Here is a 14,363-nt window from a genome sequence, read left to right as displayed (position 1 = left end):
GTGCGTTAAAGCTGCGCCATGACCTCATCCGTGGCTTCGAAATTGGTTGTGACGCGCTGCACGTCGTCATCGTCTTCCAGCGCATCGACCAGTTTCATCAGCTTTTGCATATCGTCCAGACCCAGTTCGGTCGTGGTGGTGGGCTTCCAGACCAGCTTGGTAGATTCGGATTCGCCCAGCGCACCCTCCAGCACGTTCGACACCTCATTCAGATCGGTATCGGCGCACCAGATGATGTGACCGTCTTCCGAGCTTTCGACATCCTCGGCACCGGCTTCGATGGCGGCTTCGAAAATCGTGTCCGCATCGCCTGCCTCCGCCGGATAGACCACTTCGCCCTTGCGCTCGAACATGAACCCGACCGAGCCGGTTTCGCCCAGATTGCCGCCGTTCTTGGAAAAGGTCGAGCGCACGGTGGAGGCGGTGCGGTTGCGGTTGTCGGTCATCGTCTCGACGATCACGGCCACGCCGTTCGGGCCGTAGCCTTCGTACCGGATTTCTTCGTAATCGTCGCCTTCGCCCGCAACCGATTTCTTGATCGCGCGGTCGATCACGTCCTTGGGAACCGAGTTCGACTTGGCTTCCTTGACGGCCAGACGCAGGCGCGGGTTCTTGTCGGGATCGGGATCGCCCATCTTGGCGGCGACGGTGATCTCTTTCGACAGTTTGGAAAACAGCTTGGACCGCGCGGCGTCCTGACGTCCCTTGCGGTGCTGGATGTTGGCCCATTTGGAATGGCCTGCCATGGTGCGTCCTCGTGATAGTGATTGCGTATTCGGCGCTCATATAGACGTTTGCGGGGTGCGGGATCAAGAGAGCGGCTTGCTCAGACTCCCCCGGAAGGTATGGTGACCGCATGACGACAGATCAGATCATTCTTTTTGCGCTTTTCATCACCGTGTTTGGGCTGCTCCTTTGGGGCCGGTTCCGCTATGATCTTGTGGCTTTTGCGGCGCTGATGGTGGGCGTGGTCACCGGAGTCGTGCATGTCGATAACGCCTTTGCCGGGTTCGGCCATCCCGCGACGATCATTGTGGCACTTGTGCTGGTGGTCTCAGCCGGTCTGGTGCGATCCGGCGCGGTGTTTCTGATCACCCGAACGCTGGTCGATGCCTCGCGCGGTTTGGGCGCGCATATCGCGCTGATGGGCGGGATCGGCGCGGTGCTGTCGGCCTTTATGAACAACGTCGCTGCGCTGGCGTTGCTGATGCCGGTCGACATTCAGACCGCACGCAAGGCGGGTCGGTCGGTGGGCCTGACCCTGATGCCGCTGAGCTTTGCCACTATTCTGGGCGGCATGGCGACGCTGATCGGCACACCGCCCAATATCATCATTGCCTCGATCCGGGCCGAAACCCTGGGCGAGCCGTTCCGCATGTTCGACTTTGCGCCGGTTGGCGGTCTGGCCGCCATCGCAGGGCTGGCCTTTGTCTCGCTGATCGGCTGGCGCCTGATCCCCAACCGGGGGCCGCAGGACGAAACCTCCGAGGCGCTGGCGGAATACATCGCGGAACTGACCCTGCCGCCGGAGTCCCCCCATATCGGCAAGCGCGTCAGTGAACTTTACGAGGCCGCCGAAAAGTCAGATGTCGCAATCATCGGCCTGATCCGCGATGGCAAGCGCCGCTATGGGCGGTCCGCCCACGCCACGTTGAAAGAGGGCGACGCGCTGGTTCTGGAAGCCCGGCCCGAGGCGCTGGATGAATTCCGCGCCGCCCTGAACCTCGATTTCTCGGACACGCGCCGGCAGGAATTGCTGACGGCTGAGGGCGAGGGGCTGGAAGTGATCGAGGTTGTGGCGCCCGAAAGCGCCCGCATCACGGGCCGCACCGCGCAGGGGCTGGGGCTTGCGTGGCGGCAAAGCACCGTTCTGATGGGCATTTCCCGGCAAGGCCGCCGGATCACTGAACAAGTCCGCAAGACCGAGGTCGAACCGGGCGATATCCTGCTGCTCCTCTGCCCCCGCGACCGGGGCGCGGATGTGACCGAGTGGCTGGGCTGCCTGCCGCTAGCGCAGCGCGGGTTGAATGTGACGGCGAACGATAAGGCATGGCTGGCCATCGGACTGTTCGCGGCGGCTGTTCTGGCGGCCAGTGTCGGGTTGATTTACCTGCCCGTTGCGCTGGGCCTTGTGGTGATTGCCTATGTGCTGACCAAGATCCTGCCCATCGCCGACATCTACAATCACATCGAATGGCCGGTGGTTGTGTTGCTGGGCTCGATGATCCCCTTGGGCAGCGCGCTGGAAACCTCGGGCGGGACCGAGTTGATTGCCAACGCGCTGGTGCAGCTGACGGACGGGCTGCCCGCCTGGGCCATTCTGACCGTGCTGATGGTTGTCACCATGACGCTGTCGGATGTTCTGAACAACACCGCCACGGCCATTGTCGCGGCCCCGGTCGGGATACAGATGGCGCAGACGCTGGGCGTGTCGCCCGATCCGTTCCTGATGACCGTCGCCGTGGCGGCCTCGGCCGCTTTCCTTACACCCATCGGACACAAGAACAACACGCTTGTTCTGGGCCCCGGAGGCTATCGGTTCGGTGACTACTGGCGCATGGGCCTGCCGCTGGAGATTCTGATCGTCGCGGTATCGGTTCCGGCCATCCTTGTGTTCTGGCCGCTTTGACGGGTAAAGGCAGCGCATGACACGCTTTCTGATCCTGCAATTGCGCCCCGAGACCGATGCCTCGGATGCCGAATATGCCTCGATTCTCGACAAGACCGGGCTAATCCCTGCGCAGACCCATCGTATCCGATTGGATTGCGAAGACCTGCCCGATGGTCTGGACGTGACCGACTATGCAGGCGTCATTGTCGGCGGCGGGCCGGGTTGCGTCAGCGACGATCCGGCGACGAAATCCGCGCTGGACGCAAAGATCGAAGGCGCGATCATGGGGCTGATGCCGCAGATCACCGCGCAGGATCACCCGTTCATGGGCTGCTGCTATGGCTTGGGCATTCTCGCCGCGCATCTGGGCGGCGATGTCAGCAAACGGCAATACGGCGAGCCCGTCGGACCGTCAGACTGCTGGCTGACCGAAGACGGCGCGCGGGACCCTCTGACTGCTGGCCTGCACCCGGAATTCGAAGCGTTCGTTGGCCATAAAGAGGCTGTGCAGGCCCTGCCCGAAGGCTGCGTGCACCTGATCGCCTCGGACCCCTGCCCGTTTCAGATGATCCGCTGGGGCCGGAACGTCTATGCCACCCAGTTCCACCCCGAAGCCGATGCGAAAGACTTTGAACAGCGCATCCATATCTACAAGGACCACGGCTATTTCCCGCCCGAAGACGCGCAAGGTTTGATCCAGATGTGCCATGCCGCAGACGTCACCCAACCGGGCGAAATCCTGCGGCGGTTTGCCGAACGGTACAAATGACCTAACGGCGCGGTTGCCTGTCGCTTTGCCCCTCGCATAGGTTGATCCCAAACAACTTTGGGAGGGGTTGTTCTTGGATCTTCTTATCAATGTCGGCCTGCCGCTGTCGCTGGCGATTATCATGTTCTCGCTGGGTATCGGGCTTGAGGCCGCCGATTTCCGCCGGGTGCTGACACGTGGCTATCCCTTCGCCATCGGCGCAATCAGTCAGGTTCTGCTGCTGCCTCTGGCCGCGTTTGCCACCGCCAAGCTGTTCGGCCTGCCGCCCGAAATCGCAGTCGGCGTCATGCTGCTGAGCTTTTGCCCCGGCGGCGTGACCAGCAACATCCTGTCGAAATTCGCCAAAGGCGACGTGGCTTTGTCGGTCAGCTTGACCGCGGTGATCAGCCTGTTGTCGATGGTGACGGTTCCGGTGCTGGCCGCTTGGTCCATCGGGCATTTCATGGGTGAAGCCGCGCCCGAGGTCTCGATCGGGTCGCTGGCCACGGCGTTGTTCCTGATCACCACCCTGCCCGTCGCCATCGGCGTCAGCCTGCGCCACTTTGCGCGCACCCTTGCGTTGCGGATCGACGCCCCCTTGTCCCGGCTTGCGGCGCTTTTGTTCGTATTGATCGTTGCCGTCGCCCTGGCCGGGAACTGGCAGTTCTTCATCGAAAACCTGAGTTCCATCGGCGCGGCCCTGATCACCCTGAACGTCGCCCTTCTGCTGATCGGACTAGGGCTGGCGCGCATCGCCAATCTGTCATGGGATGAGGCCAAGACGGTGTCGATTGAAACCGGCATCCAGAACTCGGCCCTCGGCATCACACTTGCAGCACTGATCACCGGCACCACGACCGGCTTCAGCCCTCTGGCCGTGCCTGCCGCCGTCTACGGCATCACCATGTATGTGGTCGTAACCCCCTTCATCCTCTGGTTCCGCAGCCGCTGAAAGGAAATCCGATGACCGATAACACAGCAGACGCAATTGTGGTCGGCGGCGGCCTTGCCGGTCTGGCGGCCGCAGCGGAACTGGGGGATCGCGGCAAGCGCGTGATCGTCGTGGATCAGGAACCCGAGCATTTTCTGGGCGGGCAGGCCTTTTGGAGCCTCGGCGGATTGTTCATGGTCGACACCCCTGAACAGCGCCGCATGGGCATCCGCGACAGCCATGATCTGGCCCTGCGCGACTGGATGGGCAGCGCACAGTTCGACCGGGACGAAGACACCTGGCCCCGCAAATGGGCGCAGGCCTATGTCGAATTCGCAGCTGGCGAGATGCGTCCGTGGCTGCATGAGATGGGTTTGCGCTGGTTCCCGGTCGTGGGCTGGGCCGAGCGCGGCGGGTCATTTGCCGACGGGCATGGCAACTCGGTCCCGCGGTTTCACATCACCTGGGGCACCGGGCCGGGCGTGCTGGAACATTTCATCCGCCGCGTGCAGGAACATGTCAGCGCCGGACTGATCCAGCTGAAGTTCCGCCATCAGGTCAGCCATATCATCATGCAGAACGGCGCAGCCAAGGGCGTGTCGGGCGAGGTTCTGGCCGACGACACCGCCCAGCGCGGCGGCAAGACCAACCGGGACGAGGTCGGCGAATTCGAAGTCTATGCGCCTTCGGTCATCGTCACTTCCGGTGGGATCGGCGGCAATTTCGAGATGGTGCGGAAAAACTGGCCACGCGAACGGCTGGGTGAGCCGCCAAAGGACATGGTGGCCGGGGTGCCGTTCCACGTCGATGGCCGCATGATCCCCATCAGTGAAAAGGCCGGCGGGCATGTGATCAACGGCGACCGCATGTGGCACTATACCGAGGGCGTGCGGAACTGGAATCCGATCTGGCCCGCGCATGGCATTCGCATCCTGCCCGGCCCCAGTTCGATGTGGTTCGATGCGCGCGGCAACCGTCTTACCCCGCCCTGCCTGCCGGGGTTCGACACGCTGGGCACACTGCGCGAGATTTTGAAAACCGGCTATGAATACAGCTGGTTCGTGCTGACCCAGAAGGTGATCAAAAAGGAATTCGCCCTGTCGGGGTCCGAACAGAACCCAGATTTCACATCCGGCAGCTGGACAGAGGTGATCCGCCAACGCGTCCTTTCAGGGTCCAAAGCGACGGGCCCGGTCGAGGCGTTCAAGGAAAAGGGTGAGGATTTCGTCGTCGCCAACACGCTGACCGAGCTTGTGAACGGCATGAACCATCTGGGCGGCGGCCTGATTGACGAGGCGCATCTGCGCGCCCAGATCGAGGCGCGGGATTCGCAGGTCGACAATCCGTTCTCGAAAGACGCGCAGATGATGGCGATTCTGGCCGCGCGCAACTACCGGGGCGACAAGCTGATACGGACCGCCAAACCGCATCGGTTCCTCGATCCGTCCAACGGCCCTCTGATCGCGGTCAAACTGCATGTGCTGACGCGCAAGACGCTGGGCGGGTTGCAGACCAACCTCGACAGCCAGATGATCGGCGAAGACGGCAAGGTCGTCCCCGGCCTGTTCGCCGCTGGCGAGGTCGCAGGCTTCGGCGGCGGCGGCTATCACGGCTACAACGCGCTCGAAGGCACGTTTCTGGGCGGTTGCATCTTTTCGGGTCGCAATGCGGGGCGGTCGCGGGCTGTGGCGTAACCGCCCCGTTTTATGGCAGCCGGACGAACTTCAGGATCGGCTCTCCGCCCTGATCCAGCATGACCAGACTGTCGCCTGCAACGGCATAGGTCTGCGCCCGCTGCAATGCATCAAAGAATTGCCGTTCCACCTGCTCGATCTCGGGCGGGCAGGCCATCAGGGTCGCGGCGATGTTCTCGGGGAAGCTGATCTGGTGACCCGACATCTCGACCTGGCCGGTAAAGCGGTTGCACCCTCCACTGCCGCCAAAGGCACCGCCGGTTTCAAAGGCAAGCTGCGGGAGTTTTTCGCCACTCACCACACCGCCATCAATGCCGATGGCGGACCATTTGGTGTTCTCCAACACAGCGGCATCCGGCGTCTGTGCCGGGTCGCTGTCGCTCTGCGCCATGCTGTGACTGCCCAACAGGGCCAACACAACGGCCCCTGCAACAATGGCCTGACCGATCTTTGGAAAAGGCATGATCCTGTCCTTTCACTTCAGACATTTGAAGAAAAGATTGGGGCAGAATCGCCATTTACAAGGCTGACGCCGGACAACCGGCAAATCCGCGCCGATGTTACAGCGGCCAGATGAACGGGATCAGCAACGAGGCCAGCAGCCCGACGGTCAGGTTCAGCGGGATACCGACCTTCATGAAATCGGTGAACCTGTACCCGCCCGGACCGTACACCATCATGTTGGTCTGATAGCCGATGGGCGTCGCGAACGAGGCCGAGGCCGCAACCATCACCGCAACGACCAGCGGGCGCGGATCAATCCCCACCGCCTGCGCCAGCCCGATGGCAATCGGCGTCACCACAACGGCAACCGCATTGTTCGAAACCAGCTCGGTCAGCACCGATGTCAGCAGATAGACCGCCCAGATAATCAGGAACGGCGGCAGCATGCTCAGACCGGGTGCAACCGCCTCGACAATCAGCATCACCGCGCCGGAACTGTCCAGCGCCGCGCCAATTGCCAGCATCGCGAAGATCAGCGCCAGCAGACGCCCTTCGACAAAGGAAAACGCCTCATCCGCGTCGATGCAGCGGGTCAGCAGAACCACAGCCACGGCCAGAATCGACAGCAACAGGATGGGTGCCACGCCCAGCGCCGCGAGGGCGACAATGCCCACAAGCGCGCCAATCGCAATCGGCGCATGGCTGCGGCGGAATGCACGGGCCGAGGGTTGGGTCACATCGACCATATCCATGTCGGCGGCCAGTTTCTGGATATCTGCCGGCGCGCCCTCCAACAGCAGCGTGTCGCCCACCCGGACCACCAGAGCGTCCAGCTGACGACCGATATTCTGGTTCCGCCGGTGAACCGCCAGAACATAAACACCGTACCGCCTGCGCAGACGCAGCGCGCCCAGCGTGCGCCCGACCATACGGCAACCGGGGGTGATCAGCACCTCGACCGTCTTGGTCTCAACGGCCGAGACCTGATCGACGCGTTTCAGTTCCTTGTTGGTCTGGAGGCTCAGCAGCTCGGTCATTTCGGTGCGCAGAACCACACGGTCGCCGAGTTTCAACGTCACGCCCTTCAGGTTCCGCCGCAACGACTCATCGCCCCGGATCACGTCGATCAAACGCACGCCGGGGCGTTTGAACAGTTGCACGCCGGTCACTTCGCGCCCGATCAGGTTGCTTTCGGGCGGGATCACGGCCTCGGTAAAGAATTTCATCCTGGACCGGTCGCTGAGCAGCGAGGCCATGCTGTCCCGGTCCGGCAGCAAACGCGGCGCGATGAAGCGCAGGTAGACCATCCCGTAGATGACCAGAGCGATGCCCAACGGCGTGACCTCGAAGATCGTAAAGGCTTGCATCCCCTGCGCGCGGGCCACACCGTCCACAAGCAGGTTCGTGGAGGTTCCGATCAGGGTCAGGGTCCCACCAAGAATGGCTGCGTAGCTCAGCGGGATCAGCAGTTTCGAGGCCGGGACATTCAGCGTCCGCGCGATCTGCACAAAGACCGGGATCATGACCACCACAACCGGCGTGTTCGACACCACCGCCGACGCAACCACGACAAAAGCCATCAGTAAGCCGATGGCGATGCGCGGGTTCACCTGCGCCTGTTTCTGTGCCGTGGACGTAAAGGCATCCAAAGCCCCGGTGCGCACAAGCGCCCCCATGATGATGAACATCGCGGCGATGGTCCAGGGCGCGGGGTTGGACAGCACCGCAAGGGCGCTTTGATAGGGCAGGATACCCGTGACCAGCATCAGGGACACGCCACCAATGGCCACCACCTCGGTCGGGTAGACCTCGCGCAGGAACATGATGAACATGCCCGCGACGATCATAAGCGCGAGAATTGCGCCGCCTGTGTCTGTCAGTGGAAGGAGTTGCATTCGTGGTATTCTGTCCGAACCCGGGCCCAAGCGCCTGACGGACAGTTTCCCGCATTGCGCGGGGCAGAGCAAGCCTTTACGGCCCCGCCTGTTCCAACCGCCCGCCAACGCGCACCATGTGCACGGATTTTGCGCTGCCGTCCTGATCGTTGGTCTCGACGAACACGCCGCTCAGCGTTGCCTCGCCATTTGCCGGGGTAAACCGCGCCTTGGGCATGCCGGTGATGAAACGGCGCATCGGCTCGACCTTGTCCATGCCGATGACCGAGTCATAGTCGCCGCACATCCCCGCATCGGTCAGATAGGCCGTACCGCCCGGCAAAATCTGAGCATCCGCCGTTGGCACATGGGTATGCGTGCCGACCACAAGGCTGGCGCGCTTGTCGCAATAATGGCCCATCGCCATCTTCTCGGACGTCGCCTCGCAATGCATATCCACAATGATCGCATCGGCCTGCCCGCTGCGCGGGTGGGATTTCAGGATCGGCTCGATGGAGGAGAACGGGTCGTCAAAGGGCCGTTTCATGAACACCTGACCCAGCACCTGAACCACCAGAACCTTGCGTCCGCCCGGCGCGGTGTACAGGCGGTGCCCCCGCCCCGGCGCGCCCTTGGCGAAATTCACCGGGCGCACGATGCGCGGTTCTTTCTCGATGAATTGCAGCATGTCCTTCTGGTCGAACGCGTGATCGCCCAGCGTCAGACAATCGGCCCCGGACTCCAGCAGCAGCTTGGCGTGGTCCCCCGTCAGCCCCATGCCGTTCGAGGCGTTTTCGCCATTGACCACAACAAAATCCAGCCGCCATTCGTCGCGCAGACGCGGCAAATGTTGCTGCACAGCCGCGCGCCCTGCCCGGCCCATGACGTCGCCAAGAAACAAAATCCTCATAATCGCGGTCCTATGGGGTGCGCACGGCAATAACAAGGCGGAACCGTGCAATTTCTACGCCGCGTAAGTCGCTTGCAATCACATGCAGAAATGCCAATCTGAACAAGAGCATTCCGGTCAGGAGTATTTGCATGAAAACCATCGCAGCAACCGCAATCGCCATTCTGGCAGGCTCAGCCGTTTCGGCAGAGAAAGCGACCAAAACCACGATGGCAAATCCGGCGGCCACCTTCTGCCTTGAAAACGGCGGAGAATACCAGATCCGTAAGAACGACGATGGCAGCGAATACGGCGTCTGCATCCTGCAGGACGGGTCCGAGGTCGACGCCTGGAACTATCTGCGCAGCCATTTTGAGAACTAGAACGTCAGCACCCGGCTTTCCGTGATGACCATGTCCAACGGCTGATCTGTCGGCTCCAGCGGCAGATCGTCTGCCTCTTGCGCGTCAAAGGCGAAACCGATGGCCAGCGTCGAGCGTTTGGCGCGCAGCCCCTCGAGCGTGCGGTCATAGAACCCGCCGCCATAGCCCAGCCTGCCGCCGCGCGGGTCAAAAGCCACCAGCGGCACGATCAGGATTTCCGGATCGAAATAGTCATCGACCTGTGGCACGCGGGCGCCGAAGGGGCCGTCTTTCAGCGCACCGTCCGGGGTCCAGCGGGAAAACCGCAGCGGCTGACCGGCTGCCTGAATCACGGGAACCCCGACCGGACCATAGGCCGAGGCCTCGGCCATTGCGGGCAGCGGGTCTATCTCGGTCCGGATCGGCATGTAGCCGGACAGGGGTACGCCGCGATAGCCCGCCAGCACTTCGGACAAACGCCCGGCCCCACCGGGCAGGCGTGCATCGAACGCGGCTTTGCGGCGGGCGAAGGCAGTTTTGCGCGCAGCGGCCTTGATTTCGGTGAGATCGGTCAAAGAAGCACCACAGTTGCAAGCCCCAGAAACAGGAAGAACCCCATGACGTCGGTCGTCGTCGTCACAAAGGTACCGGACGCAAGCGCCGGGTCAGCGCCCAGACGATCCAGTACCACAGGTACTACCGTTCCTACGAAGCCCGCGATGATCATGTTTACGACCAGTGCCGCCCCGATCACGACCCCAAGCAGCGGTGAATCAAACCAGAGCATCCCCACCGTTCCCAGCACGATGGCAAAACACAGGCCATTCAGCAGCCCGACCAGCAATTCCCGCCGGATCACACGCATCACGTTGGCAGGCGTCAGGTCGCGCGTTGCCAAAGCCCGCACCGCCACGGTCAGCGATTGCGTGCCGGCATTACCCCCCATCGACGCCACGATCGGCATCAGGATGGCCAGCGCCACCAGCTGATCAATCGACGCCTCGAACTGCGAAATCACCAACGAGGCGCAAATCGCCGTGCACAGGTTCACCGCCAGCCACGGCAAACGCCGCCGACTGGTTGCAGCCACACTGTCCGAGATCGAGCTTTCGTCGCTGACCCCCGCCAGACGCAGGATGTCTTCCTCGTGCTCTTCATCCAGCACGACCATCGCGTCATCGATAGTGATCACACCGACCAGACGGCCATCCGCATCGACCACCGGGGCCGAAATCAGGTGGTACTGGTTGAAGGCATAGGCCACATCCTCTTCGTCCTGATCAACGGGAATGACATGGAATTCCTCTTCCGCGATTTCGTGCAGCGGCACGTCGCGCCGGGTTGCCATCAGCTTGCCCAGCGGGATCTGCGCGACGGGTTTCAGGCGCGGGTCGACCAGAACGACATGATAGAACTGCTCGGGCAGATCGTCATTGGCGCGCATGAAATCAATGGCCTGCCCGACGGTCCAGTGCTCGGGCGACATGACGACCTCGCGCTGCATGAGACGCCCGGCAGAGTTTTCGGGGTAAGACAGCGCCTGTTCCGCCGCGATCCGCTCGGAATCCTCGAGCGCGTCCAGAATGGTTTCCTGCTGCGGCTCTTCCAGATCTTCCAGCAGGTCAACGACGTCGTCGCTTTCCATGTCACGCACGGCTTCGGCCAGAACGTCCGGTTTCAGAATACCGATGACCTCTTCCCGGACGGCCTCGTCCAGTTCCGACAGGATATCGCCGTCGAATTCCTTGTCATACAGGCGGATCAGACGGCCCCGGTCATAGGGGTTGATCTGTTCCAGAAGGTCGGCGATGTCGGCCGCGTGCAGCGGCTCCATCAGCTCTATAAGCTTGTCGCGGTCCTCGACATCTACCGCGTACAGGATCGCCGCCACGGTCCGCCGGTCCAGCGCATAGACGTCTTCTTCACTGGCCGGGTCAGTTACGGGATCATCAATGCCGGTTGTCATGTGCTGCTCCCGTTTTCCTTGCCATTGGCCCCTAATTAGAAGAAGCAGCTACCGAAAAACAATGACAATGCGCCGATTTACCCACATCTTTCGCCCGCCTATGCTGCCAAGCGGTTCCAAACAGTCGGAGAACAGGGCACATGGCGCAAAAGACGCTTTTGAAAGGGCGCGTACTGAGTTTTGACGGATCGCCGTTCGACGGCGAACCCACCGATGCCGCCCGGACAAACGAGGCAGTCCTGATCGACGGCGGACGCATCGCGGATGTGGGCTCTGCCGACGCTCTGACCCGCGCGCATCCCGGGGCGCAGGTGCAGGATTGCGGCAACCGGCTGATCATGGCCGGGTTTGTCGATCCGCATGTGCACTACCCCCAGACCGCCATGATCGCCAGCTGGGGCAAGCGCCTGATCGACTGGCTGAACAGCTACACCTTCCCCGAAGAGATGAAGTTCGGCAATATCGACTACGCCACGGAAATCGCCAACCGGTATCTGGATCTGACCGCGTCACATGGCACCACGACCATGTGCAGCTTCTGCACGATCCATCCCGAAAGCGTCGATGCGTTTTTTACGGTGGCGCAACAGCGCGGCCAGCGTGTTGTGGCGGGCAAAACCTGCATGGACCGCAACGCGCCCGAGGGCCTGCGCGACACCGCCCAGACCGCCTATGACCAATCCGGGACCCTGCTGGAAAAATGGCACCGCGTCGACCGGCTGTCCTACGCCATCACGCCTAGGTTTTCGCCCACCTCCACGCCGGAACAGCTTGAGGCGATGGGCGCACTTTGGGCCGAGCATCCCCATTGCCTGATGCAAACGCACCTGAGCGAGCAAACGGATGAGATCGAATGGGTCCGGTCCCTGTTCCCGGACGCCCGCGACTATCTGGACACCTATGAGAAATTCGGCCTGTTGGGTCAAAACGGCCTTTATGGCCACGTGATCCATCTGGAAGACCGTGAGCGGGATCGTCTGCGCGAGGTGGATGCGGCGCTGATCCATTGCCCCACGTCGAACACCTTCATCGGCTCAGGCCTGTTCGACATGAACGGCCTGATCCATGACGGCCACCGCGTCGGTCTGGCCACCGATACCGGCGGCGGGTCCAGCTTTTCGATGCTGCGCACGATGGCCGCCGCCTATGAGATCGGGCAGCTACGCGGCCGTCCGCTGCACCCGGCGCAATTGCTGTGGCTGGGCACTGTCGGTTCTGCCCGCACCCTGCGGATGGAGGATAGCATCGGCAATATCGCCCCGGGGATGGAGGCTGATCTGGTGGTCCTCGACCTTGCCTCGACCCCCGACATCGCCCAGCGCGAAGCCCATGCCGAGACCCTGTGGGAGGCGGTGTTCCCGACCATCATGATGGGCGATGATCGCGCAATCTCGCAGGTCTGGATCAACGGCCAGCAGGCGGCTTAAGCCTGCAAGGCCCGCGCCAGCGCGTTTTGCCGCTCTACCGCTCGGGGCAGGTCGATCGTCGTGATCTGACCGTCCCGCACGATCTGCCGCCCTTCGACAAACAGGTGTTTCACCTTCATCGGCCCCGCCAGAAGCAGCGCGGCAGGATCCCAACTGCCCGCACTTTCGATGCTGCGCGTATCCCAGACCGCGATGTCGGCGCGTTTTCCCGGCGCCAGCCGTCCGCAATCCGGCCGGCCCAGCACATCGGCACCGCCACGGGTCGCAATCTCCAACGCTTCGCGGGCTGACATTGCGTCGGCCCCGTTTGAGACCCGCTGCAGCAGCATCGCCTGCCGCGCCTCCAGCATCAGGTTGCCGTTGTCGTTGCTGGCCGACCCATCGGCCCCCAACCCAACCTTCACGCCGCTGTCCCGCATGGCCCGCACCGGCGCAATGCCGGACCCCAGACGGCAGTTCGAACAGGGGCAATGCGCCACGCCAGTTCTGGTGTCGGCGAACAGGTCGATCTCGACCCCGTCCAGCTTGACGCAATGGGCGTGCCAAACATCGGGGCCGGTCCAGCCCAGATCCTCGGCATACTGGCCGGGGCGGCAGCCGAACTGCGCCTCGGAATAGGCAATATCCTCATCGTTTTCGGCCAGATGCGTGTGCAGCATCACCCCCTTGTCGCGCGCCAGCAGCGCCGCGTCCCGCATCAGCTCGCGGCTGACCGAAAATGGGGAACAGGGGGCCAGACCCACCCGGCACATCGACCCTTCGGCGGGATCGTGAAAGGCATCCACCACGCGGATCATATCGTTCAGAATATCCTCTTCCGCCTCGACCAGACTGTCCGGCGGCAGGCCTCCGGCGCTTTCACCGATGCTCATCGCGCCACGGGTGGGATGAAACCGCAGCCCCAGTTCCCCCGCAGCGTTGATCGTATCCTCGAGCCGCGCACCGTTGGGATAGAGGTAGAGGTGGTCGGAACTCAGGCTACAGCCGGACAGGGCCAATTCCGCCAATCCGATCTGGGCTGAGGTGAACATCTCATCCGGCCCGAACCGCGCCCAGATCGGATAGAGCGTCTGCAACCAGCCGAACAGCAGCGCGTCCTGCCCGCCCGGAACCGCGCGCGTCAGCGTTTGGTAGAGGTGATGATGGGTGTTCACCAGCCCCGGTGTCACCACGCAGCCCGACGCATCATGGGTTTCCCCCGTGGTCGTCAAACCAGCGCCGATCTGCGCGATCTGCTCATCGCGGATCAGGACATCCGCACCGGACAGTTCGCGCCGCGCGTCATCCATCGTCAGGACGTAATCGGCGTTTTTGATCAGAATTTCAGACATGTGTGCCCTCCTGCATCTGCCCGTCTCATGCAAGGAGTGCGCAGGCCGGCGGAAAACGGGCTCAAGAACCGACCGGGTAATTTCTA

General features: G+C 62.5%; 13 protein-coding genes. 6 read left to right on the top strand and 7 right to left on the bottom strand.

Annotated elements, in window-relative coordinates; all coding sequences use genetic code 11:
* Positions 1–5: 5 nt before the first annotated feature.
* Positions 6–746, bottom strand: coding sequence for a YebC/PmpR family DNA-binding transcriptional regulator (locus ACR0EZ_RS10780; protein ID WP_480612872.1), 741 nt, complete (start codon positions 744–746; stop codon positions 6–8).
* A gap of 110 nt (positions 747–856) precedes the next feature.
* Here ACR0EZ_RS10780 and ACR0EZ_RS10775 point away from each other — a divergent pair, with 110 nt between their 5' ends.
* The 4 genes from ACR0EZ_RS10775 (at position 857) to ACR0EZ_RS10760 (ending at position 5,984) form a co-directional block, all read left to right on the top strand.
* Positions 857–2,629: an SLC13 family permease gene (locus ACR0EZ_RS10775; RefSeq protein ID WP_480612871.1), complete on the top strand. Its 1,773-nt coding sequence runs from the start codon at positions 857–859 to the stop codon at positions 2,627–2,629.
* Between the two features lie 16 nt (positions 2,630–2,645).
* Positions 2,646–3,380, top strand: a complete 735-nt coding sequence (locus tag ACR0EZ_RS10770) for a glutamine amidotransferase (protein ID WP_480612869.1) — start codon at positions 2,646–2,648, stop codon at positions 3,378–3,380.
* A gap of 73 nt (positions 3,381–3,453) precedes the next feature.
* Positions 3,454–4,311 carry a bile acid:sodium symporter family protein gene (locus ACR0EZ_RS10765; RefSeq protein ID WP_480612867.1) on the top strand — a complete coding sequence of 286 codons (858 nt, stop codon included), beginning with the start codon at positions 3,454–3,456 and terminating at the stop codon, positions 4,309–4,311.
* An 11-nt stretch (positions 4,312–4,322) separates the two neighbouring features.
* On the top strand, positions 4,323–5,984 hold the full coding sequence (locus ACR0EZ_RS10760; RefSeq protein ID WP_480612865.1) for an FAD-binding dehydrogenase: 1,662 nt from the start codon (positions 4,323–4,325) through the stop codon (positions 5,982–5,984).
* A 10-nt stretch (positions 5,985–5,994) separates the two neighbouring features.
* Here ACR0EZ_RS10760 and ACR0EZ_RS10755 read toward each other — a convergent pair whose 3' ends face one another.
* The 3 genes from ACR0EZ_RS10755 to ACR0EZ_RS10745 form a co-directional block, all read right to left on the bottom strand.
* Positions 5,995–6,447 (bottom strand): META domain-containing protein, encoded by a 453-nt coding sequence (locus ACR0EZ_RS10755; RefSeq protein ID WP_480612863.1) that lies wholly within the window; start codon positions 6,445–6,447, stop codon positions 5,995–5,997.
* A 97-nt stretch (positions 6,448–6,544) separates the two neighbouring features.
* Complete coding sequence (locus tag ACR0EZ_RS10750; protein ID WP_480612862.1) at positions 6,545–8,323, bottom strand: SLC13 family permease; 1,779 nt, start codon at positions 8,321–8,323, stop codon at positions 6,545–6,547.
* 76 nt (positions 8,324–8,399) lie between these two features.
* The gene (locus tag ACR0EZ_RS10745) at positions 8,400–9,212 is read right to left on the bottom strand and encodes a TIGR00282 family metallophosphoesterase (protein ID WP_480612860.1); all 813 of its coding nucleotides are present in this window, start codon (positions 9,210–9,212) and stop codon (positions 8,400–8,402) included.
* A gap of 131 nt (positions 9,213–9,343) precedes the next feature.
* Here ACR0EZ_RS10745 and ACR0EZ_RS10740 point away from each other — a divergent pair, with 131 nt between their 5' ends.
* Positions 9,344–9,574 (top strand): putative hemolysin, encoded by a 231-nt coding sequence (locus tag ACR0EZ_RS10740; RefSeq protein WP_480612858.1) that lies wholly within the window; start codon positions 9,344–9,346, stop codon positions 9,572–9,574.
* Here the strand turns inward: ACR0EZ_RS10740 and ACR0EZ_RS10735 are convergent.
* Positions 9,571–10,128, bottom strand: a complete 558-nt coding sequence (locus tag ACR0EZ_RS10735; RefSeq protein ID WP_480612856.1) for a 5-formyltetrahydrofolate cyclo-ligase — start codon at positions 10,126–10,128, stop codon at positions 9,571–9,573. The two genes, ACR0EZ_RS10740 and ACR0EZ_RS10735, sit on opposite strands and share 4 nt — an antisense overlap.
* On the bottom strand, positions 10,125–11,519 hold the full coding sequence (gene mgtE, locus ACR0EZ_RS10730; RefSeq protein ID WP_480612855.1) for a magnesium transporter: 1,395 nt from the start codon (positions 11,517–11,519) through the stop codon (positions 10,125–10,127). The genes ACR0EZ_RS10735 and mgtE overlap by 4 nt, the downstream gene beginning before the upstream one ends.
* A 140-nt stretch (positions 11,520–11,659) precedes the next feature.
* Between mgtE and guaD the strand changes: the two genes are divergently transcribed.
* Complete coding sequence (guaD, locus tag ACR0EZ_RS10725; protein WP_480612853.1) at positions 11,660–12,946, top strand: guanine deaminase; 1,287 nt, start codon at positions 11,660–11,662, stop codon at positions 12,944–12,946.
* On the opposite strand, the gene ACR0EZ_RS10720 is transcribed toward guaD, so the two are convergent.
* The gene (locus tag ACR0EZ_RS10720; protein ID WP_480612851.1) at positions 12,943–14,277 is read right to left on the bottom strand and encodes an 8-oxoguanine deaminase; all 1,335 of its coding nucleotides are present in this window, start codon (positions 14,275–14,277) and stop codon (positions 12,943–12,945) included. The two genes, guaD and ACR0EZ_RS10720, sit on opposite strands and share 4 nt — an antisense overlap.
* Positions 14,278–14,363: the final 86 nt, after the last annotated feature.

Source organism: Ruegeria sp. AK4, assembly GCF_056541025.1.
This window is presented reverse-complemented; position numbering and strand designations above follow the sequence as displayed.